The sequence below is a fragment of the Paraburkholderia acidisoli genome, from assembly GCF_009789675.1.
Taxonomy (GTDB): Bacteria; Pseudomonadota; Gammaproteobacteria; order Burkholderiales; family Burkholderiaceae; genus Paraburkholderia; species Paraburkholderia acidisoli.
In genome coordinates this window covers 684,706-705,445 of record NZ_CP046916.1, presented here as the reverse complement: position 1 = coordinate 705,445, position 20,740 = coordinate 684,706, and the positions used below count along the sequence as shown (strand labels likewise).

At 64.3% G+C, this 20,740-nt stretch carries 21 protein-coding genes; 6 read left to right on the top strand and 15 right to left on the bottom strand.

The window, feature by feature from the left end:
- Positions 1-65: 65 nt before the first annotated feature.
- The 5 genes from FAZ98_RS32075 to FAZ98_RS32055 all read left to right on the top strand — a co-directional run bounded on the left by FAZ98_RS32075 (position 66) and on the right by FAZ98_RS32055 (position 9,781).
- Complete coding sequence (locus tag FAZ98_RS32075; protein WP_158957744.1) at positions 66-563, top strand: GAF domain-containing protein; 498 nt, start codon at positions 66-68, stop codon at positions 561-563.
- Positions 564-786: 223 nt separating this feature from the next.
- Entirely contained in the window at positions 787-1,965 is a 1,179-nt protein-coding gene (locus FAZ98_RS32070) for an acyltransferase family protein (RefSeq protein ID WP_158957742.1), read from the top strand.
- Between the two features lie 348 nt (positions 1,966-2,313).
- Positions 2,314-6,597, top strand: coding sequence for an autotransporter domain-containing protein (locus FAZ98_RS32065; RefSeq protein ID WP_158957740.1), 4,284 nt, complete (start codon positions 2,314-2,316; stop codon positions 6,595-6,597).
- 362 nt (positions 6,598-6,959) lie between these two features.
- Positions 6,960-8,069, top strand: coding sequence for an OpgC domain-containing protein (locus FAZ98_RS32060; protein ID WP_158957738.1), 1,110 nt, complete (start codon positions 6,960-6,962; stop codon positions 8,067-8,069).
- Complete coding sequence (locus FAZ98_RS32055) at positions 8,066-9,781, top strand: tannase/feruloyl esterase family alpha/beta hydrolase (protein ID WP_158957737.1); 1,716 nt, start codon at positions 8,066-8,068, stop codon at positions 9,779-9,781. Before FAZ98_RS32060 ends, FAZ98_RS32055 begins: the two co-directional genes overlap by 4 nt.
- Positions 9,782-9,859: 78 nt before the next feature.
- Here the strand turns inward: FAZ98_RS32055 and FAZ98_RS32050 are convergent, their stop codons facing one another.
- Together FAZ98_RS32050 and FAZ98_RS32045 are read right to left on the bottom strand one after the other, a co-directional pair.
- A complete protein-coding gene (locus tag FAZ98_RS32050; protein ID WP_233272958.1) occupies positions 9,860-10,813 on the bottom strand; it encodes a chemotaxis protein in 954 nt (317 codons plus the stop codon).
- Between the two features lie 89 nt (positions 10,814-10,902).
- The gene (locus FAZ98_RS32045) at positions 10,903-12,009 is read right to left on the bottom strand and encodes an EAL and HDOD domain-containing protein (RefSeq protein WP_158957733.1); all 1,107 of its coding nucleotides are present in this window, start codon (positions 12,007-12,009) and stop codon (positions 10,903-10,905) included.
- A 396-nt stretch (positions 12,010-12,405) separates the two neighbouring features.
- Between FAZ98_RS32045 and FAZ98_RS32040 the strand changes: the two genes are divergently transcribed.
- Complete coding sequence (locus tag FAZ98_RS32040; protein WP_158957731.1) at positions 12,406-13,833, top strand: dipeptidase; 1,428 nt, start codon at positions 12,406-12,408, stop codon at positions 13,831-13,833.
- 10 nt (positions 13,834-13,843) lie between these two features.
- On the opposite strand, the gene FAZ98_RS32035 is transcribed toward FAZ98_RS32040, so the two are convergent.
- The 13 genes from FAZ98_RS32035 to FAZ98_RS36240 all read right to left on the bottom strand — a co-directional run bounded on the left by FAZ98_RS32035 (position 13,844) and on the right by FAZ98_RS36240 (position 20,725).
- Positions 13,844-14,356: a glycosyltransferase family 9 protein gene (locus tag FAZ98_RS32035; RefSeq protein ID WP_325072960.1), complete on the bottom strand. Its 513-nt coding sequence runs from the start codon at positions 14,354-14,356 to the stop codon at positions 13,844-13,846.
- 152 nt (positions 14,357-14,508) lie between these two features.
- A complete protein-coding gene (locus tag FAZ98_RS32030) occupies positions 14,509-15,462 on the bottom strand; it encodes a tyrosine-type recombinase/integrase (protein WP_158957729.1) in 954 nt (317 codons plus the stop codon).
- Positions 15,463-15,582: 120 nt separating this feature from the next.
- Entirely contained in the window at positions 15,583-15,780 is a 198-nt protein-coding gene (locus FAZ98_RS32025; protein ID WP_158957651.1) for an excisionase, read from the bottom strand.
- A gap of 54 nt (positions 15,781-15,834) precedes the next feature.
- A complete protein-coding gene (locus tag FAZ98_RS32020) occupies positions 15,835-16,230 on the bottom strand; it encodes a hypothetical protein (RefSeq protein WP_158957649.1) in 396 nt (131 codons plus the stop codon).
- 342 nt (positions 16,231-16,572) lie between these two features.
- Entirely contained in the window at positions 16,573-16,923 is a 351-nt protein-coding gene (locus FAZ98_RS32015; RefSeq protein ID WP_158957645.1) for a hypothetical protein, read from the bottom strand.
- A complete protein-coding gene (locus tag FAZ98_RS32010; RefSeq protein ID WP_158957727.1) occupies positions 16,923-17,222 on the bottom strand; it encodes a hypothetical protein in 300 nt (99 codons plus the stop codon). Before FAZ98_RS32010 ends, FAZ98_RS32015 begins: the two co-directional genes overlap by 1 nt.
- Positions 17,219-17,587 carry a hypothetical protein gene (locus FAZ98_RS32005; protein WP_158957643.1) on the bottom strand — a complete coding sequence of 123 codons (369 nt, stop codon included), beginning with the start codon at positions 17,585-17,587 and terminating at the stop codon, positions 17,219-17,221. The genes FAZ98_RS32010 and FAZ98_RS32005 overlap by 4 nt, the downstream gene beginning before the upstream one ends.
- Positions 17,588-17,759: 172 nt before the next feature.
- Positions 17,760-18,056 carry a hypothetical protein gene (locus FAZ98_RS32000; protein WP_158957641.1) on the bottom strand — a complete coding sequence of 99 codons (297 nt, stop codon included), beginning with the start codon at positions 18,054-18,056 and terminating at the stop codon, positions 17,760-17,762.
- A gap of 49 nt (positions 18,057-18,105) precedes the next feature.
- Positions 18,106-18,492 (bottom strand): hypothetical protein, encoded by a 387-nt coding sequence (locus tag FAZ98_RS31995; protein ID WP_158957639.1) that lies wholly within the window; start codon positions 18,490-18,492, stop codon positions 18,106-18,108.
- Complete coding sequence (locus FAZ98_RS31990) at positions 18,489-19,049, bottom strand: Lar family restriction alleviation protein (RefSeq protein WP_158957725.1); 561 nt, start codon at positions 19,047-19,049, stop codon at positions 18,489-18,491. Before FAZ98_RS31990 ends, FAZ98_RS31995 begins: the two co-directional genes overlap by 4 nt.
- Positions 19,042-20,139 carry a Lar family restriction alleviation protein gene (locus tag FAZ98_RS31985; protein ID WP_158957633.1) on the bottom strand — a complete coding sequence of 366 codons (1,098 nt, stop codon included), beginning with the start codon at positions 20,137-20,139 and terminating at the stop codon, positions 19,042-19,044. The genes FAZ98_RS31990 and FAZ98_RS31985 overlap by 8 nt, the downstream gene beginning before the upstream one ends.
- Positions 20,129-20,497 (bottom strand): hypothetical protein, encoded by a 369-nt coding sequence (locus tag FAZ98_RS31980; protein ID WP_233272957.1) that lies wholly within the window; start codon positions 20,495-20,497, stop codon positions 20,129-20,131. The genes FAZ98_RS31985 and FAZ98_RS31980 overlap by 11 nt, the downstream gene beginning before the upstream one ends.
- Before the next feature lie 24 nt (positions 20,498-20,521).
- Entirely contained in the window at positions 20,522-20,725 is a 204-nt protein-coding gene (locus tag FAZ98_RS36240) for a helix-turn-helix transcriptional regulator (protein WP_158957629.1), read from the bottom strand.
- Positions 20,726-20,740: the final 15 nt, after the last annotated feature.

The window sequence follows — 20,740 nt, the reverse complement described above, 5'->3', positions numbered from 1 at the left end:
GCGCGCTGGCAGTCGCACGGTGAACACCGTGCGGGCGAGCGCGCCCTACTTCGATCGACCGACATATGTTCTCGCTTTCCGACTCTTTGCCCGCCGACAAGACCGCCCGCTACGAAACGCTCGCCGCGCAGGCGCGCTCGCTCATCGAAGGCGAATCCGACGTCATCGCGAACGCCGCGAACTTCGCTTCGCTCGTATTCCACTCGCTCGACGGCCTCAACTGGGCCGGTTTCTATTCGTTCGACGGCACCGAACTCGTCGTGGGCCCGTTCCAGGGCAAGCCTGCCTGCGTGCGCATCGCGCTCGGCAAGGGCGTGTGCGGCACGGCGGCGGCCACGCGGCAGACCCAGGTCGTGCCCGACGTGCATGCATTCCCCGGCCATATCGCCTGCGATTCGGCGTCGCAGTCGGAGATCGTCGTGCCGCTCGTGACGCCGGAAGGCGAGCTGATCGGCGTGTGGGACGTGGACAGCCCGCACCTCGCGCGCTTCGACGCCGAAGACGCGAAAGGCATGGAGCTGCTCTGCCGCACCTTCATCGAATATGGCTGGAAGCGCGGCTGAAAATCCGGCTAAAAGCGCATGGTTTGAAGACATTGCGCGCGGCCAACGCTCGATGAGCCCATCGCCCCAGGTCGATTCGGACAATCTCCAGACCTGAGCCCGAACGCGATGGCGCGCTGCAAAATTTCGTGAGAAAAAAGTGTGACCCGAGGGGCGACCCAATCGAGGTCACCCCCCCAAGGCGATTCGTTGATTCGTTTCGCCGCTCTCGCGAAAGGGCATCATGCGCCAGCCTGGTTCGCCGCCGAGATATGCAACGCTGGATGGCCTGCGCGGTGCCGCCGCGCTGGTCGTCGTGCTCGTGCACTTTCCGTATCTGTTCCAGTTGCACCGCACGACGCACGGCTATCTCGCCGTCGACCTGTTCTTCGCCATGAGCGGCTTTGTGATCGGCAGTGCTTACGATCGCAAACTTCGCAGCGGCGCGCTGGATCGCGTGCAATACGCCACGCTGCGGCTCATTCGCCTCTACCCGCTCTATCTCGCGGGCCTCGTGCTCGGCACGCTCGCGCTGGCCATGCGCCTGCCCGTGTCCGACTGGCCGCTGATCGCTTCCGCGCTGCCCACGGGCGTGTTGATGCTGCCGTTTCCCGCCGCGATGCGCACGCTGTATCCGTGGCCCGGCGTGCAGCACTACTTTTATCCGCTCGATTTTCCCGCGTGGTCGCTGTTTTTCGAACTGCTCGCCAGCGTGAGTTACGGCGTGTGGCATCGCTATCTGGGCACGCGCGTGCTGCTCGCGATCATGGCGATCTGTGCATTTGCACTCACGGTGGCCGCATTCACGAGCGGGATCGACGGCGGCGCGCTCTGGCCCACCTTCCATCTCGGCTTTGCGCGCGTGGGCTACGCGTTTCCCGCGGGTTTGCTGTTGTATCGATGGCACGGCGGTGATGCCCCGAGCGGCACGACCAGCGACGCCGCCGCGTTCGCCGTGGTCGCGCTCGCCATTGGCTTGCTCGTCGCGCCGGTGCCGCGCGCATGGCAAGCCGCCACCAATCTCGCGCTCGTGCTCGTGGCGCTGCCCGCCGTGGTGTGGGCCGCCTCGCGCATCGAACCTTCCGCGCGCTGCGCGCCGTGGTTCGCGTTCGCGGGCTTTGTCTCCTACGGCATCTATGTGCTGCACGTGCCGTTTGCGTTCCTCCTGCAGGACCTCATGACGCGCCAACGGTGGCTGCCGCATCCGCTCGGCGTCACGGCGCTCGCGCTGCTGCCCGGCGTGGTGCTGCTTGCGTGGTGCGTCGAGCGTTTTTTCGATGTGCCCGTGCGCCGCGCCCTGCTCGCGCGCGCGTTCTGGTTGAGCGCGCAACCGCTTCCGCCGGCCTCCGCCGGGTCTGCGCCCGAGTCTTCGTCCCCCCGCTCGCCTGCCCCGGCCGACCTTCCCGCGCGTAATACGCCGTAATCAACTCCTTTCAAAAGACGTCACGGACACGTCATATCCGCGTGGCTGAATAGCGCCCCGTAAGCGCCAGGCCGGGGCTTTCGCGCCATTTGCGCCATGCCGGGCCCGCGTCCTTACAAGAAATAACTTCCGAAGCGGGAGACCCGTGCCCCGGCAGCAAGCAGCTTTGCGCGGCCACTCCATCACCCATCAGAAGCTCGTGAACGACGAGGCGCGGCGCTACCCGCATCGACCGCCTGGCTGCGTTTCCGACTGCCTGACACGTGGACTGACCGACATGCCCGGATTGGCCGATCCACCAAGGTTGCTCGTCGAAGACAGCGCCGACAGAACGAGAAAAATGCAGCGATGAATCACATCTACCGAGTCGTGTTCAATCACGCGTTGGGCGTCATGCAGGCGATCGCCGAGACCGGCAAGGCGAACGCGGGAAGCCAGGCAGGCGCGGGGCAAACGGCCACGGGCCGCATCGGCAATCCCGCCCGCGAACGCGCGGACAGCCTGTTCCGCAAGCAGCGCATCGCGCAGATCGTTGCGCTCGCAACGGCGCTGTTCGCGCAAGGCTACGCGCACGCGGCCAGCAGCAATATCGTGCTCTCCGCGAACAGCACGACCTCGCAGAATCTCGCGGCCAACGGCTCGGTCACGGTGAATAGCGGCGTCACGCTCAACGTGAGCGACGGCAGCAATTCGATCGCCGCAAAGGGCACGGGCACCATCACGAACAACGGCACGATCACGGAAACCCTGACGGGCGACAATGCCGGCCGCGCGATTCGTGACAAGTCGGACCCGCTTTCGCTCACCGTCATCAACAATGCGGGCGCGGTCATCTCGGCGGCGGACAACGACGCGATCCAGATCCAGTACGCCGACAACAACGTCGCGATCACCAACTACGGCAAGATCATCTCGTACAACGCGAGCATCGGCGGTGCACAGGCGATCGACTTCAACAAGATCATGACCGGCGCCAACTCCGTCTACAACGGCGTGACCGGGCTCATTCAGGCCTACGAGGCCGACGCGGTGCGCCCGGGCGTGAACGGCACCATCGACAACGCCGGCACGATCTATTCGTACAACTCGGTCGGCACGGTGGCGACCAGCGACGGCCCGGTCCAGATTGCGCTCAGCGACAGCAGCGACGGCATCGACGCGCAGAACAACTCGGGCGTGGCCGTCACCAACGAAGCCACGGGCGTGATCGAAGGCGGCCGCCACGGCATCACGGGCGGCGCCGATCCCGCGGGCGACGGCACCTTCACGCTCTCCGTCACCAACGCGAAGGGCGGCGTCATCAAGGGCGACGACGGCTCGGGCATCAACATCGACGGCTTCAACGCGAAAGAAGTCGTCACCGTCAAAAACGCGGGCACCATCACCGGCAACGGCAACGCGGACGGCCTGAACGACGGCAAGGGCTCGGACGGCGACGGCGTGGACGTGGACGGCCTCGTCAACCTCACCAACTCGGGCACGATCCAGTCGCTGCACGCGTACAACGACACGAGCGAAGGCGTGACCGTGGGCGGCGGCACGATCGTCAACACGGGCACCATCGCCGGCTACAACTCGGCCACCAACAGCGACGGCACGGCCAACAGCGGCCTCGGCCGCGGCATCACGCTCGCGGGTCTCGACAAAGACCCGGTCACGAGCGCCGCGATCCCGACGCAGGGCATCTACGCCAATACGTCCGTCGACAACAGCGGCCTCATCTACGGTTCGAGCGCGGGCGCGATTGCCGTGACGGGCGCGGCCAACGCCTTCACCGTGTCGATCACGAACGAAGCCACGGGCACGCTCGAAGGCGGCGGCTCGGAAGCCGTGGTCTCGACGGGCGGCAATGCGTCGACGGTCACCAACTACGGCACGATCAAGGCCGACGGCACGGGCAAGGCCATCGACCTCGGCAGCGGCAACAGCACGGTGTCGATCCTCGGCAGCGTGGCCTCGGTCACCGGCGACATGAGCGGCGGCACCGGCACGAGCACGCTCACGATGACGCCGGGCTCGGGCAACGCCTTCACCTACAACGGCGCGATCTCGAACTTCTCCGCGGTCAACGTGGGCGCGGGCACGGTTTCGCTGTCGGGCACCAACACGTACTCGGGCGCGACCACGGTCGCCAGCGGCGCGACGCTCGCGCTCACCGGCACGGGCAGCCTCGCGCAATCGGCGGTGACCGCCAACGGCGCGCTCGACATTTCCGGCACGACGGCCGGCACCTCCATCGCGAGCCTCGCGGGCAGCGGCACCGTCAACCTCGGCGGCCAGACGCTCACGCTCACCAACGCGAGCGGCGTCTTCAGCGGCTCGATCTCGGGCACGGGCGGCCTCACGCTCGTGAGCGGCACGCAAACGCTCACGGGCGTGAGCACCTACACGGGCACGACGCTGATCCAGACCGGCGCCACGCTGATCCTGTCCGATTCGGGCGACATCATCCTCGCGAACGTCGTCAACAACGGCACGCTGCAGGTGCAAGGCACGCTCGGCAATCTCTCGGGCACCGGCACGGTGACGGTCGGCAGCGGCGGCGCGACGCTTTCGGGCGGCAGCTTCGGCGGCACGGTCGCGGGCAGCGGCGCGGTCACCGTCACGGGCAACCAGACGCTCTCGGGCGCGAACACCTACACGGGCGCGACGTCGATCTCGAGTGGCGCCACGCTCGCGCTCACCGGCAGCGGCAGCATCGCGGCGTCGAGCAGCGTGACCAACGCGGGCGCGCTCGACATTTCGGGCACGACCTCGGGCGCGTCGATCACGACGCTCTCGGGCAACGGCACGGTCGCGCTCGGCAGCAAGACGCTCACGCTTTCGAACGCGGCGGGCACCTACAGCGGCGCGATCAGCGGCACGGGCGGCGTGAGCGTGACGGGCGGCAAGGAAACGCTCACGACCGCCAGCACCTACACGGGCGGCACCTCGGTGGCCACGGGCGCCACGCTCGCGCTCACGGGCAGCGGCAGCATCGCGGCATCGAGCGGCGTGACGACCAACGGCACGCTCGACATCTCGGGCACGACCTCGGGCGCGACGGTGCAAAACCTCTCGGGCTCCGGCACGGTGGCGCTCGGCGCGCAGAAGCTCACGCTCGCCAACGCGAGCGGCACGTACGCCGGCGCGTTCACGGGCAGCGGCTCGATCGTCAAGCAAGGTACGGGCTCGTTGATCCTCGACGGCAACAGCAGCGGCTACACGGGCACGACGGAAGTGAGCGCGGGCCTGCTCGAAGTGGGCGACGCGGACAACGCATCGGCCGTGCTCGGCGGCACCGCCAATGTCGACGCCGCCGGCACGCTGCGCGGCCACGGCACGGTCGCGGGCAGCGTGAACAATTCGGGCACGGTCCAGCCGGGCGGCTCGATCGGCACGCTCACCGTGGGCGGCAACTACGCGCAGGCTTCCACGGCCACGCTCGCCATCGAAGTGAGCCCGACCGCCGCTTCGCAGCTCGCGGTGAACGGCAAGGCGACGCTCAACGGCGTGCTCGCGATCACCTACGATCCGGGCACCTACTCGGCGCACACCTACACGCTGGTGACGGCGGCGGGCGGCGTGAGCGGCACCTTCAGCAGCGTCACGAGTTCGGGCACGGCGAACATCGGCACGCTGACCCAGGCGGTGAGCTACGGCGCGAACAACGTGCAGCTCGTGCTCTCCGGCACCGGCACGGGCACGACCGTGGTCGCGCCGAACAACACCAGCATCTACACGGCGGCGGGCACTTCGGCGATCCTCGCCTCGCAGGCCGAAAGCGCCGCGCTGCTCGGCCGCCTCGCGAATGCGGGCGCGGGCGCCAGCGCCGGCAACCCGGCCGGCTGGATCACGGCCACGGGCATTCAGACCAAGGTGGGCGGCAGCAACGGCGCGCCGGGCTTCCAGGCGGACCGCTACGGCTTCCTCGCGGGTCTCGAACACCAGGTGGGCGCGTACACGACCGGCATCGCGGTGGGCTACGACCACACCGACATCGACGAATCGAACACGGGCGACTCGGGCACCACCGACGCGCTGCGCGCCGCGCTCTACGGCGGCCGCGCCTACGGTCCGGTCAACCTGGGCGCGACGCTCGGCGTGGGCGTGGATTTCATGTCGCAGAAGCGTCCGTTCGGCGCGGTCGGCACGGCCGAAGGCGACCACTCGGGCGAGGAATTCAACCTGGGCGGCCAGGCGAGCCTGCCGATGACGCTCGGCAGCTTCACGGTGACGCCGAGCGTGGGCCTGCGCTACGCGTACTTCCACGCCGACGCCTTCAGCGAAAGCGGCGCGGGCGGCCAGGATCTCGCCGTGGGCACCGACAACGTGCGCAGCCTGCAACCGTACGTGGGCGTGACCGTCGACCGTGCCTTCGGCGACGCGCTGCGCCCCGTGAACGCGCAGTTGCGCCTCGGCTACGCGCACGAACTGCTCGACGCGAACCGCGCGATGAGCGTGGCGGCCAGCGACGGCACGCTGTTCACGGCGCCGGGCACGAGCCTGCCGCGCGGCTATTTCACGGCGGGCGCGGGCGTGACGCTGCATCCGAAGAAGAATCTTTCGGTCTCGCTGAGCTACGACGCGCTGATCAACACGACGCACGCCTCGGCGCAGCAGGGCCAGGTGCGGGTCGGGTATCAGTTCTGAGGGTTCTGAGCTTTTCGACGGTTTGATGTCACGCCGTCGATTCGTTGGACATCTGGCCATGCGCCGTTTCCGCCACGAGCGGGACGGCGCATTTTTCGTTGTGCGCGCCACGGCCGCGCGGCGCCGCCCGTCCTCCGGCGGCAGACTGTCACGCGCCTGACGGCAACATGGCGCGCGCGTCATCTTCGGCTTAATCGGCGCGAAACGGCGGGTTTGGGCCTCGCGCGGGGAACAATACCTGCGTCTTCCGTTCGTACGTGCAAGAGGAAGCGCAGCGAGCTTGCCTTCTCCTTTCATCGCGAGGCCGCCGTTCATGTCGTCATGACGTTCGGGCGGGCGGCCCGCCAGTCAGCGAGGGCCACATGGATTCCCGTCAGGGACGTTCGATCGAAGTCGACTTTTTCCGCGGTGTCGTGTTGATCGTGATCGTGATCGATCACATTCCCGGCAGCGCGTTGTCGCATTTGACGCTGCACGCCTATGCGCTGTGCGATACCGCCGAAGTGTTCGTGTTTCTCGGCGGCTATGCCTCGGCCGCCGCCTACGAGGCGGTGCTCGCGCATCGCGGCGTGGGCGCGGCGCAAGGGCGTTTTTTCAAACGCAGCTGGGAAATTTACCGGGCCTACCTGCTCACGGCCGTGCTCACGCTGCTCTCGGGCGCGCTGCTCGCGGCCTCGCACCTGAACGCCACCGCCGCCGACCTGAGCGGCTGGGCGCCGTTCGCCGCGCACCCGATTCGCGAAACGCTGCATACGCTTTCGCTTACGCGCCAGCCGTATCTGTCGAGCGTGCTGCCCATGTATGTCCTGTTCGCGCTCTGTGTCCCGGCAACGGTGCCGTTCGCCCGCCGCGCGCCGTTCGCCGCCCTCACCGCGAGCCTCGTGATCTGGGCGCTCGCGCCGCAACTGGCCGCGCTGCTGCGCGTGAGCGACCTCGCCAACTGGTCGTTCAATCCATTTGCCTGGCAATTGATGTTCGTGTTCGGCATACTTTGCCGGCTGCACCCGATGTCCGCCGATTTCAAGGCATCGGTCACGGCGCGCTGGATCCTGCGGCTGGCGATCGTAGCCGTCGCGGCGTTCGCGGCCGTCAAGCTGTTCGTCCTGACTCAACCTTTGCCCGGTGCCATGAAACAGCATCTCGCGTTCTCACGCGTCGTGAACTTTATCGGCGTCGCCATCGTGGCGGCGTACTTCGTGCATCGCGGCACCATCGCGCGGCTCGCCGCGTGGCTGCCCTCGGTGGTGAACGTCGGCCGCACCGGCCTCGTCTGCTTCGTGGGCGGCACGCTGATCTCGGTGATCGTCGATACGGCCACGCCGCGCGCGCTGCACGGCACGGCGGGCGTGGCGGCGGCGCTCGCGGGCGACATGGTGGCGATTGCCGCGATGCTCCTGCTCGCCAAAACCTGGCGCGGCACGCTCGGGCGCCAGAAGGCGCGCGCGAGCGTCAACGGCGCCGGCTGCCGATGAGGCGTCGGGGGTTTCGCATTCCGGCGTTCCGCGCCTTCGCGGCAGGACAACCCACACGGAGCGCGCGCCACGCGCTCCGTTGCGCGTTATGGGCGGCGCTCGCCCTGCTCGCCTGCGGCCATGCTTACGCGCAGCGCACGCCTGCGCTGCCGCTCCATTGCGCCGATCTCGCGGGCGTGGTCATTCCGCCCGCCGTGATCGGCTTGCCCACCGGCGGCGCGCTCGTGCAAACCGCCACGATGATCCCGGCCACCGCCACCGGCAACCAGAACGGCGACTATTGCCGCATCACCGGCGTGATCCGGCCGCAAACGGCGGGCACGCCCGACATCCGCTTCGAACTGAATCTGCCGAGCCGCTGGAACGGCCGCGCGCTGCAATTCGGCGGCGGCGGCTACAACGGCGTGGTGGTGACGGGCACGGGCCCGGTGCCGTTCTCGCCCGACCGCGCCCCGCTCGCGCGCGGCTATGCCACTTTCGGCGACGACTCGGGACATATCGGCGATTCGTCGGAGGCGAGTTTCGGGCTGCTCGACGAAGCCGTGACGAATTTCGGCTACGCGCACCTGAAGAAGGCGCACGACACGGCGCTCGCGCTGATCCTGCGCGGCTACGGGCGCGCGCCGCAGTACATGTATTTCGCGGGCGGCTCGACGGGCGGCCGCGAAGGCTACACCGTGATCCAGCGTTATCCCGACGACTACGACGGCGTGATCGCCAACGCGCCCGCGCTGAACTTCTCGGGCGTGCGCCTGCTGGGCGTGGAAGTGGGACAGGACGAATATCGCGTGCCCGGCGGCTTCGTGCCGCCGCATTTGCTGGAGCGCGTGTATGCGCGGGTGCTCGCGGCCTGCGACGCGCTCGACGGCGTGGCGGACGGCCTCGTCAGCGACGTGGAAGCGTGCCGCGCGAAGGAGCCGGAAATCATCGGGTCGCTGCGCTGCTCGCTGCAGGACCCCGTGAATACGCAAAACTGCCTCACGCCGCCGCAACTCGCCACGCTCGAAAAACTGCGCGACGGCCTGCGCCTGCCGTATCCGCTCGCGTGGAACGTGGAGACGTACCACGGCTACAACGTGTTTCAGGGCACGCGCTTCACGAGCGGGCTCGGTCTCGCGCATTCGCCGCAACGGCTGCCGCAGCTCGAATTCATCGCCAACGGTTATCTGTTCGCGCAAGGCGACGCGTACGTCAAGTACTTCGTCACGCACGATCCCACGTTCGATTCGTCGAATTTCGACGTGGAGCATCCGGGCCGCTACCAGCAGCGCCTCGTGACGCTCTCGACCACCATCGGCGCGATGAACCCCGACATCGCGCGTTATCTCTCGCACGGCGGCAAGCTCATCACGCTGCAAGGTCTCGCCGACGAAGTCATCAGCCCGAACCAGACCATCGCCTATTACAACAGCCTGATCGCGCGCTACGGCGAGCCGCGCGTGGACAGTTTCATGCGGCTCTACATGGTGCCCGGCTATCAGCACGGCAACGGCGTGTTCATTCCGTCCGTGGACCTGCTCGGCGCGCTCGACGACTGGGTCGCACGCGGCGTGGCGCCCGAAACGCTGGTGATGACCGATCTCACCGAGGCGAGCAACGGCCGCACGCGGCCGCTGTGCCGCTACCCGGGCTTCGCGCGCTATGTCGGCAAGGGCAACGTGAATCGCGCGTCGAGCTTCGTGTGCGCGACCTCGTCGTTGACGTCGCCATAGAGGGGGCGCGCAAGGGGTTTCGTCGATCAGGCGTCGGGCAGGCAGCGCTGAAGCGCCGCGTGCCCGATCGAAAGCGGCTCAGGCCGCCAGCGCCTTGCGAATGGCCGCCGACAACTCGGCCGGCGCGAACTTCGCGATATAGCCGTTCGCGCCCGCATTGCGCGCATGCGCTTCGTTCGCGCTGCCCGACAACGACGAATGAATGATCACGGGCACATGCTTGAGGCGCTGATCCGACTTGATCTTGCGCGTGAGCATGAAGCCGTCCATCTCGGGCATTTCGAGGTCGGTGATGACGAGCGACACCTTGTCGCGCACCGGCATGCCTTCGGCTTGCGCCTCGTCGGCGAGTTTCTCCAGCAATTCCCACGCGGCCTGGCCGTTGTGCGCGATCACGTGCGGCACTTCGAGCGCGGTGAGCGCCTGGCCGATGAGCGCGCGCGCGAAGCCGGAATCGTCGGCGGCGAGAATGCGGCCGCCCGCGAGACGCACGGCCGCGCCCACGGCGTCGGAGCTGACTTCGGAATGCTGCTCGGGGAACGCGTCGCGCATGATCTGCTCGACGTCGAGCAATTGCGCGAGGCGCGCGTTCTCGGTGCCCGGATCGATGCGCGCCACGCCCGTGACGTAACCCGTGGTGCCGCTCGATTCCGCGCTCAGCACTTCGCGCCATTCGAGCCGCACGATGTCCTCCACTTCCTCCACGGCGAACGCCTGGGTGCCGCGCGAGAATTCCGTCACGAGCAGAATGCCGGGCGGCTTGTCGGACACCGAACCGATCATCGAGCCAATGTCGATCACCGGAATGATCTGGCCGCGAATATCCACCGCACCCGCGAGATGCTCGGGCGCACCGGCGATCGGCGTGAGTTCCGGCATCGTCACGATCTCGCGGATCTTGAACACGTTGATGCCGTACAGGCCGCGCGCCGCGCCCTTGCGCGCCGAACCCAGGCGGAACAGCAGCAACTCGAGGCGGTTGTTGCTGGTGAGCGTCGTGCGCTCGTCCACGCCATGCTGGGATGCTTTCACTTTGTAGTCCATATCGATCTAACGGGGATTCGGTTGCGGTTTTTTCCGCGGCGTTTTCAGAGGCGATTCGTTTGCATTGCCGTTTCGACTCACGCGGCGCTGAACGAGGTCGAGTCGCATTGCCGCTCGTTCGACTCGGCGTCGGCGAGCGCCTGGCCGATCGGGCCGCTGCGGTCGACCAGCGCGGCGTGCACGTCGTCGGCGAGCCGCACGCCCTGCCAGAACGTCGAGGCCGACGCGCCGTGCGCCACGTGCAGCAGCGAAAGCGACCCGGCCAGCACCGCGCGGCGCGCCAGCGACTCGTCGTCGGGATGCGTCTCTTCGATCCGTTCGCGCATCCAGCCCGCGCGCTCGAGCGCGAGCTGCGCGAGCGGATCGTCGCCGGTCGGCAGGCGGTCGGAGTACATGAGCAGGCCGCACCATTGCAGCAGCCGCTCCGTGCCGACCAGCATCAGCGCCGCGTCGATCGACCCGAGATTGCCCTTCCACGCCTGCCCCACGGCCCCGCTCGACGCGAGCCGCAGCAGTTGCGCGAGCAGCGCGGGCGTGCGCAGCAACGCGTCGGCGAGTTGCCGGTACGGCGCGCCGTTCATCAGCAAATGCATGACGTCGAGCACCGCCGCGAAATGCGGCTGCACGGCGCGCACCGGAAACACTTCGGGGCGGCTGAAGTAATAGCCCTGAAACAGCTGGCAACCGGCGTCGCGCGCCAGTTCGAACTCGCGCGCGTCCTCGATTTTTTCCGCGAGCACGACAATGCCCTGCGCCGTGAGTTCGCGCGCCATCGGCAAACGGTCGGCCGGTGCGATCTCCAGCCAGTCGAGCTTGACGATGTCGATGACGGGCAGCATCTGGCGCAGCAACGGCGGCAGCTCGCGCACGTCGTCGAGCGCGAGGCGGAAGCCTTTCGCGCGCAGCGCCTTGCAAAGCGCGTAGAGCGCCGGGCCCGGCTTGCAGGTTTCGAGGATTTCGAGCACGAAGCGGTCCGGCGGCAACAGGTCGATCACCGGCGACTGCAGGAATTCGGTGGTGCAGTTGAGGTAGCAGTCCTTCCCCGACGAAATGGCGTCGAGACCGATACCGCCCAGCGCGCGTTCGACCACGGCGTTGGTGCTCGCCACGGCGTCGTTGATGAGCGCCACGTCGGCGTTGGCATCGCGGAACAACAGCTCGTAACCCATGAGCCGCCCTTTCACATCGGTAATCGGTTGGCGTGCAATCCTCTGAGAATTGCCATTCGCCGGCATACCGCCCATTCATCCTCCCTGGCGGATGCGTCCGCAAGACATCTGAGCCTTCCCGAATTAACGGCGCGAGACCGTGAGGCTTGAGTGGCTTTGGAGGGATTTTTAGGGCTATCGGACAACTATCTGGTAAACCAGAAGCTTATTTGAGGTGGAACTAATTGTGAGCCCGGCGTGCTTGACAAGCGCTCTCATAACGCCCGCGTAAAGGGTTATAGATTGGGCTCCGGCACGATTCGATTGAATGGATTCTGCTTTCCGGTTTTAATCCCTTCCGCCAGGAAAAATGATTGAAACGTGCGCCTATCCTTTCATTGATGTAATTAACGCCGATCAGCGGCTTGTGCCATGCCCATCGACATCTGGAACGCCATCCGCGAAAACGTTGTCGCGCAAAACGAATCCACCGAACTCGAACTCACTGGCTGGCTGATTCCACTCGACACCGAAGCCGCAACCGCCGGTTATTTCCTGCTCAGCGCGAACGAGCCGTGCTGCGGCGGCTGCGTGCCGCACGATCCGTCGAGCTGCGTGGAAGCTTATGCGCTCGCCCCCATCGCGTTGCACGACGGCCCCGTGACGTTACGCGGGCGTCTCTCCCGCCTGCACGACGACCCGGCGGGCTGGCGCTACCGCATGGACGCGGCCGTGCTGTCTTCCGCGAGCGCGCCCATGACGCGCCGCGCGTTCCTCGCCGCCGGCGCCGCGTTGAGCCTGGCCGCGTGCGCGCCGGGCCGCTTCGCCCATTACACGGAAGCCGAAGCCGCCAGTCCAGACACGCCGCCGTGGCGCGCCTCACCCGACGCGCTCACCATCGACATGCACAGCCACGCGGGCCGCGTGATCGTTTCGCGCAATCCCGCCATTGGCGCGAACCGGCCGTTTCTGCCCGTGAGCGCGCAGATGCGCGCGGGCGGCATGAACGTGATCTGCCTCGCGATCGTGACCGACACGGTCGTCACGCGCGTGTCCGCCGACCGCAAGCGCTTCGAGGCGTGGCGCACGCCCGCGCCCGGCGAGTTGTACCAGTTGTCGCAAGAGGAATTCACGCGCGCGAACGAGATCGTCGCGCGCGAGCAGCTGGGCGTGGTGACTTCGGCGAGCGATCTGGCCGCGGCTCCGGCGCCGCAACCGCGCATCATCATCGCGGCGGAAGGCGCGGACTTTCTCGAAGGCGAGGTCGATCGCGTGGACGAGGCCTATACGCAGCATCGCCTGCGGCATTTGCAGCTCACGCATTACCGCGTGAACGAACTCGGCGACATCCAGACCGAGGCGCCCGTGCACGGCGGTCTCACCGATTTCGGCGCGAACGTGGTGCGCCGTTGCAACGCGCTCGGCATGGTCGTGGACGTGGCGCACGGCACCTTCGATCTCGTGAAGCGCGCCGCCGATGTCACCACGAAACCGCTCGTGCTCTCGCACACCGCGCTTGCCACGCACCCCGGCGCGCGCAGCCGCCTGATCACGGCCGACCATGCGCGCGCGGTTGCGCAAACGGGCGGCGTGATCGGCGTGTGGCCCAGCTCGGGCAGCTTCCACGATTTGACGGCGATGGCGCACGGCTTCCGGCGCATGGCCGATATCGTGGGCGTGGACCACGTGGGTCTTGGCACCGACATGCTCGGCTTCATTGCCCCGCCCGTGTTCCGCAGCTACGAGCAGTTGCCCGCGCTCGGCAACGCGCTGCTGGCCGCGGGCTTCACGCAGGCCGAAACGGCGCAATTGCTCGGCGGCAATTACCGGCGCGTCTTCATGGCGTCGATGGCGGCCTGAGCCGCGCGACTCAGCGCTTTGCCGGTTTTGATGCCGATGTCGATGTCGATGTCGATGCGGCCAGCGCGCGCAGCGCCGCCTCCACGTTGGCGAGCGCGTCGTCCCACGCGTCGCGGCGCGTTTGGCGAAACACACGCGTGCGTGGATACCACGGCGAGTCGTCGCGGTCCTCGAACCAGCGCCAGCACGCCGCGTAACGCGAAAGCACCCACACCGGCTTGCCGAGCGCGCCCGCGAGATGCGCCATCGACGTATCGACGGTAATCACGAGATCGAGCGCCGCGACGATGGCCGCCGTATCGGCGAAATCGCGCACTTCGCCCATGGGATCGAGCGGACGCACGGAGGCGGGCAACGCCTCGATCCGCGGGCGCGTGGTCTCGCCCAGTTGCAGGCTCACGAAGCGCACGCCGGGCGTGTGCAACAACGGCAGGAACGCGGCCGCGTCGAGCGAGCGGCGCTGGTCGATGGCGTTCGACGCCGCCTGATCCGCGCGCGGATTGCCCGCCCACACCAGCCCCACGTTGAGCCGGTCCGGCGCAAAGATCCCGCGCCAGCGCGCGGCTTCGGCCGCCCGCGCATGCAGGTAGGATATGCATGTCGGGGCGCAAACGCTTGTCCGGCTTTGGCTCGTTCAACAATCGTTCAATACTTGTTCAAAATAAGACAAGCGATTTAGCCGTCGTACTTCACCTTGACAGGCTCAATTCCTCGAGCGTTCGCGTATAGGTCAGCCGTTGCATCATTGCTGTGACCAAGCAGCGCTTTCGTGTCGACGCCGCCCTGATCAAGGTATAAGCGCTTCGAAAGACTGCGGATCTCGTGGAAGGTGGGCACATTGTCCCCTTCAATCCCAGCCAGTGTTCTAGCATCCGCGAACGCCTGAGAAAAACTCTGATATCTCACAGGCGAGCCAGCCACAACAGAGCCATGTGCCTTTCGATGATGAATCAAATATTCGGATTCGATTCCACTTGAACGGCAGCGTTCGATGACATCCTCCAGCGACATGTCAATTGCCTTCATCTTCAGTTTAAGCGGAATCGCGATCTGCACGCCTGTCTTGATGCGCTTCGCCACCACAACATGGCCCTCAATCCAGTCGCGTCGCCACAGCCCTACTGTGGATCGATCTTGCCCGGAGACTAGGGCTAAAAGCATGGCGTCCTGTAGCCAGTCGGCGATTTCGGGTGCCTTCTCGAAGATCAGGTTGAATTGGTCCAATGTCAGGCGCTGGCGCTGGACCTTAACCGCAACCTTTTCTGTGATTTCTGCTACGTTTTTTTCCATCCAGCCTAGAGCGACGCCCTTCGCGCAGACTTTTATAAGACGGGTTCGAACCGCTTGTGCCCATCGCAACTTACCTCGTTCCCTGAGCGCTTCGACCAGATCCGACGCGTCCGTTACCGTTAGGTCTCTGCACTCCTTGCTCCCGAATGCTCGCTTAATTTCTTCGTCGTGATACTTGCGCGATGCCAGGGTGCTCGCCTTAATGTCAGTCGACATTCTGGCGATCAGGTCGGTCACCGTCTTGCCCTCTTCCGAAATCCGCTCGGCAAGCGTTTTCGTGACCTTTCCTTTGGCAACAATCACGTTGGCTTCAGTTACCTCGTGAATCGCTTGCGCCAAGGGGATGCGCCCGAGAATGTGAGTTTTCTTGTCACGTGGGTCGCGCCGTGAAATAGCCGGGCCGTGGTTCGTGGAGGTTTTCCGGCCAATTGGAGCGCTTCTTGATTCGAGGTCTTGGGCTCATTGAGGAATGCGATCTGCAAGTCGAGGTCGTGCGGTGCCGTCATTGAATACGGCATCCTGCTCCACATAATAGGACCGGCCTACTTTGGTAGGCGGCGGAAAAATCCGCCCCTGTTTGATCCACGTGCGAGCCGTCCGAATGGCGGGTGCTGGGCTGAATTGTGATTCGAGCCAATCTCCGAGCAAGACTTTCATTTGATCTCCCACGCCGCCTTTGTCGCGGCCAGAATTTTTCCAACGCTGCTTCCATTACTGCGCTTGTGCCCTCGCGATTTCGGCGGCCGCACGGACAATAGCTCGGCGTGTGGCGGCACATGGATCAGAGCCGTAGACCTCTTGAGCCGTAATTGTGACTGCTTCTTTAGTCACATACCACGCTTCAACCCCAGACTCATATTCGCCTTCAGTGACCCCGGCATAAGTAAATGTGCCCACCTCTATAGATGCCGCCGTTTCGAGGCATACCCCCAACTTCACGGCCAGTCGCAACGCATCCCCATCATCGTCGAGCGGCGACCACGAAAACGGATCGTAATGTGCGGCTGGGTTTGGCGGATTGATTACATAGAATTTCTCGCCAATCCAGCCATGCACGCGGAACTTCGCCGCGTGCGCCGCCAACTCCAACAGTTCGCGATCTGTCACGCTTCCTCCGTCGTTTCATCAAAGTGCTGCGACGCCTTGCGCACCATCGTCCTGATCGCGTCCAGCAACTTGCCGTCTGCGCGAAAACTACGCGTGTCGGTCAAGTGCTCGCCAATCTCGCCACTCGCCCAGTGTCATCGTGAGCGTCATGGTCATCTGAATATCTGACGGGTTCTCAGCCTTGAACTGCGCTTTCATCGCGTCGCTCCGGGGCGCCTACAACTTCTCTCGCATCGTCAACCGGCTTACCCCATCGGCGCAAAATATCCTGCGCAATCTCCTTGTCGCAAGCTTCGCACTGCTCAGTAAGGGATAGGCCGTGACGGCAGGTGTATCCGTGGTTCATGATTCGTCCTCGTCCCTGATATCCAGCGGACAGTGCCGCCCACTTTTGGATGGTTCGTTGTCACGGATTTGAGGGCATTTCTTGTGACTGCATTCGCCATCTCGACTGGCGGCGCAGTGGGTCAGGCGGGGCGTCAGTGTCTGCTTCTGAGGATCTTGAGCGAGGCCTCGCCATGGCCAGATTCGAAGCAGCGGAACTGTGGGCCCGTGAAGATCGCGGAACCACATGCAGCCGCTATACCACGCGGTAAAAATTGTGCCTGTGGATTCATTAATCATCTCGTAGTAGCCGATCCGCAGCGGATCAACGTTAGCAGGATGCCAGTCAGTGAGTTTAATAGCGTCCATCACTCCTCCTGCTTCTGTGCGATAGCGAAGTCAATCACCGAATCAAGTTCCCTCCCAACAACCGCACGTTGATATGGGATGGTTCCTGGCGCGTGTACATAGACGCACGCGTACACCGTTCCGTTCTCGGGGCAACCTGGATCGCGAAGCGTGCGGTATCGTTCACCGTCTGTAGTCGATTGAATATTGGCGACTTCCAAAATACGACGCGCAAACTGAATGAACCCCCATGTTTTGCAGAATCCGTCATATCCGCCCGGCATGCCATTCCAAATGGCGGCGATTTCATCGTTGGTCATTTCGAGTCCTTTTCGATAGCAGCATCGAAAGCATCATCTATAGAGGGTCCGGCGAGACGTAGAAATGCCCCGCTCGGGTCGTAACGATGCTTGCCACCCATATCAAGAGCGAAGCACCGCGTCCGACTTCGCAACCAACGATATCGCTTGGCATCCTTCAAATTCTCTTCGGCCCGCTCACGCGCTTCCTTAGCAATCTGAATCTGCGCTTCGATATCTTGGCGTAGGGCAGCGAGATCACGGGCTTGCTGTTCGATTAGGTCTGCTGCGATTCGCAGAAGATCCTTCTTCTCCGGCTTACGCCCCATGTCACCCAAATCCGCGCGATCTCTTAAGCGTTTGGGGATATTTATATCGCTCACCATATCTCCCTATAATGGGTAGGCGTGTAGTAGACATACATTGATTCGTCCGGCAAGAACCATAAATTTCCGCGCCGCACGAGAGTTTGGACATTGCGCACGCCATTCGCGTCGTCAATCTTGGTCATGACTTCGATGCCTTCGGGAGCGTATTCGGCATATCGCCAATCGGTCATCAGCCTACCCCTTCGGATTTGGCGAGGGCGCGGATAGCGTCGGCGCATTCTTCAAGCGTTCCGACGAGACCTGGATAAAGGCGCTCATGGCGTGCGTTTTCCGTTTCCTCGTCAATGAGTTGCGCCGCCTCCTCCAGCGCTGCGGCGCGAGTGGTTTTCCAAATATCGAATGCGTCGACCTTCTTTACGCGCCACCACCAAACGCTGCTCGATATCTCGTCGCTGTTCCACCACGCCTCAAACTTCGCCCGGCTCTGCGCATCATCGTGCGCACATTTTTCCGTCGCTTCGCTCATTGCGCACCATCCTGCGCAGCGGGGCGCGGTACGCGATGTTTTTGCATAGTCATTGCCATGTCACCTTTTCTCTCGGCGGCATCGTGTCCGCCATCGTGGTGAAAATCTGCCCGCAGTCGCAACGGCGGATTCCCTTGTACGGACGGAAAACGTGCCGATGGACAAACTCGCACTCGTCCTGATAGTAGAGTTGCCCAGGATGCTCTTCGCCGGGCTTGAGTCTCCGACAGACACTAAACATGGGGCGCCCATCCACGGAAAAGTAGTGCGCGCTGTTGATCGTCAATTCCTCCCCCGTCGCCTTATGACGCACGCGGTCCATCGGCAGGAAATAGGTGTCGTAGGCCGGGTTGTAGCATTCAGCACAAAAGCCGATGCCGTGCTCTTCCGTTTCTTTCCAGCAACGGTGGCAGTAGCAGACTCGCTTTTCGCTCATTGGCTGGATCCTTTGCGGGCGGCGTCGATGGAAGGCATGCGCATCCAGTGTGTGACGGCCTCAGTAATATCCTCGTCGCCGTGATGGTCGTAAAAGCACGTGAACGCTTTGGGCTTGTTCGTGTACGCATCGAATTCGACTTGCAGTGCCGTATCGCTCATGAGTCCCCAATCGTTATCGGGCTTAAGGATCGCCAGATACCATCCAGGTTCGGTCGGCAGCGATTCGTCGACGGGCATCCAGCGAGGAAGCGCGGCGACCATCTGATCGCCCCAGCAACTGGTTTCGTCTTCGCCTTCGTATCCGACGAGCAGATACGCGTCATGCGCCGAGCGATCATCAAACACTTTGGGCATCCAGTAAGCTAGCGCTTTTTGCAATGCCGCAACCAATGCAGGGTCAGCGGAGTTCCATGCAGAGATGGCTTCCTCCTCTGTCTCTGCTGTCGGTCCAGCCGCTTCGCATATCTCACATACGACCTGCACGAGACCGAGAGATGGCTGAATCCCGGAAAGCAATCGGCGGCAAAACGGGCAGTGTTTCAATTCACTACTCATGACTTTCTCCGCGTTCCGCATCGCTCATGCGCTGCTCGGTGGGATGGGCGGCGAGATAGAGGGGCGTAACGCGCCACCCCTGGGCCTCGTAGTGCTCTCGCGTCGGGGCCTTCGACGTGAGAAACGCAAGCGCGGGCTTTTCGCCAATCGGCGATGCGCATTCCCACGCGACCGGGCGTTGCCGTTCGCTTTGCGCGTCGGAGTGCTGAATGGTGGCGCTCGTCTCGCGCAGCACTTTCAAATAGCCGTCGCGCGCCGCGATGCACTTCTCATAGGCAGCGTGATCCTCGACCAAGCCGAATTTATAGCCGGCCTGCACGCCGTTCACGAAAGCCATATCTTGCAGTGCATCCGCGCGCTCGTCGGGCTGCGCTGCGGGTGCAGGAGCAGCTTTCAGCGCGTTGATGATCTGCTGCGCGCGATCAAGGCCGAAGTGCTCCGGCAGCACGTGAATCAGCATGTCGATTTCGTCTTGCGTCAGGCTCGGCGCTGCCGCATCTGCGGCGACGGTAGGCGTAGGGGCGGCAGGATGCTTGAGCGGGCCGTACCAAGTTCCGCCAGTCCATTGATCAATGGCGCAGCCATCGTAGAACGCGCAGTTATGGATCAGCGAGCCGTTGAGCACGTTGCCCGGGGAATGATCGGTCGGACGCTTGTGGACGTGCACGAGTGCCGCAGAGCCTTCGACGATCCACGCGTAGATGCCTTTCTCGGTCGGCTTGCCGTCGATTACAAGCTTCGGCGCTGCCGCAGCAGGGGCGACGGGAGCGGCGTATGCAGGCACCGAATAGCACGCGGCGAGCTTCTTGCCGGGTGCCCCGGCGCTCTCGATCATGCCGCGCTTTTTTGCATCCGAAACGGCGTCGGTGGGATCGTCGGCGCGCACCCAAGCGATGATCGGCGCTTGCGCTGCATCGGAAGGGATAGCGGCGAGTCGATTCCACGAGTCGATTGCTTCGTCGTCCGTCTCTTCAGTAGGCCCGGACGCCTCGCACGAGTTGCATAGCACTTGGCGTTTGCCCAGCGCGGATTCAGTCCACACGTCGCTGCTACGGCAAAACGGGCACGGCTTCAGTTCTTTAGCATCCATGTTGGTTCAATCCTCGTGAGTGTCGGCATGCGTTGCCCAGACTGCGAACGGGCCATCCTCGGTATCGCTGATTTCGACCAGCCACCAACCGGAAGGCGGCGCCGGATTCCAGGCCGACGCCACCACCTTTCTCGAAGTACTCGACGTAAGCTGGGTGGTTCATGTCCTCGCTTTCGAGGTAGACGATCTGCGTCTTGACGCCTGCTTCCGCCTCGAATGCCTGCCACTGCTCCTTCGTGCAATGCTCGGCGCCACCCATCGTCACGTCCCAGAAGTGGCGCAGGTCGGGATGGTGGAAGTAGCCGTCTTCGTCTCGCACGACCTGGATCTGCTGGAGCTTCTTTGCGGTATCGCTCATATGCGTCTCTGCGTTAGTGGTGGGTTAGCGACGCTTGACGAATTTGACCTCGACTCGATAGTCGAGCGCGTCCGCAATGCAGATTAGGTTGTCCATCGTCAGTTTCTGACGCAGCGACTCAATGTTCGTGATCGAGGTTCTATTCAGCCCCACGGATTTTGCGAGATCTGTTTGCGTGACACCTTCCTTGACTCTTAGATCGCGTAGTTGATGCCGAATATCGCTCATGCTCGTCTCACTCAA

Bases quoted from the DNA above. Each gene is read 5' to 3' on its own strand.
- FAZ98_RS32075 (WP_158957744.1), top strand. From the start codon at position 66: ATGTTCTCGCTTTCCGACTCTTTGCCCGCCGACAAGACCGCCCGCTAC.
- FAZ98_RS32070 (WP_158957742.1), top strand. From the start codon at position 787: ATGCGCCAGCCTGGTTCGCCGCCGAGATATGCAACGCTGGATGGCCTG.
- FAZ98_RS32065 (WP_158957740.1), top strand. From the start codon at position 2,314: ATGAATCACATCTACCGAGTCGTGTTCAATCACGCGTTGGGCGTCATG.
- FAZ98_RS32060 (WP_158957738.1), top strand. From the start codon at position 6,960: ATGGATTCCCGTCAGGGACGTTCGATCGAAGTCGACTTTTTCCGCGGT.
- FAZ98_RS32055 (WP_158957737.1), top strand. From the start codon at position 8,066: ATGAGGCGTCGGGGGTTTCGCATTCCGGCGTTCCGCGCCTTCGCGGCA.
- FAZ98_RS32040 (WP_158957731.1), top strand. From the start codon at position 12,406: ATGCCCATCGACATCTGGAACGCCATCCGCGAAAACGTTGTCGCGCAA.
- FAZ98_RS32025 (WP_158957651.1), bottom strand. From the start codon at position 15,780: ATGAAAGTCTTGCTCGGAGATTGGCTCGAATCACAATTCAGCCCAGCA.
- FAZ98_RS32015 (WP_158957645.1), bottom strand. From the start codon at position 16,923: ATGGACGCTATTAAACTCACTGACTGGCATCCTGCTAACGTTGATCCG.
- FAZ98_RS32010 (WP_158957727.1), bottom strand. From the start codon at position 17,222: ATGACCAACGATGAAATCGCCGCCATTTGGAATGGCATGCCGGGCGGA.
- FAZ98_RS32005 (WP_158957643.1), bottom strand. From the start codon at position 17,587: ATGGTGAGCGATATAAATATCCCCAAACGCTTAAGAGATCGCGCGGAT.
- FAZ98_RS32000 (WP_158957641.1), bottom strand. From the start codon at position 18,056: ATGAGCGAAGCGACGGAAAAATGTGCGCACGATGATGCGCAGAGCCGG.
- FAZ98_RS31995 (WP_158957639.1), bottom strand. From the start codon at position 18,492: ATGAGCGAAAAGCGAGTCTGCTACTGCCACCGTTGCTGGAAAGAAACG.
- FAZ98_RS31990 (WP_158957725.1), bottom strand. From the start codon at position 19,049: ATGAGTAGTGAATTGAAACACTGCCCGTTTTGCCGCCGATTGCTTTCC.
- FAZ98_RS31985 (WP_158957633.1), bottom strand. From the start codon at position 20,139: ATGGATGCTAAAGAACTGAAGCCGTGCCCGTTTTGCCGTAGCAGCGAC.
- FAZ98_RS31980 (WP_233272957.1), bottom strand. From the start codon at position 20,497: ATGAGCGATACCGCAAAGAAGCTCCAGCAGATCCAGGTCGTGCGAGAC.
- FAZ98_RS36240 (WP_158957629.1), bottom strand. From the start codon at position 20,725: ATGAGCGATATTCGGCATCAACTACGCGATCTAAGAGTCAAGGAAGGT.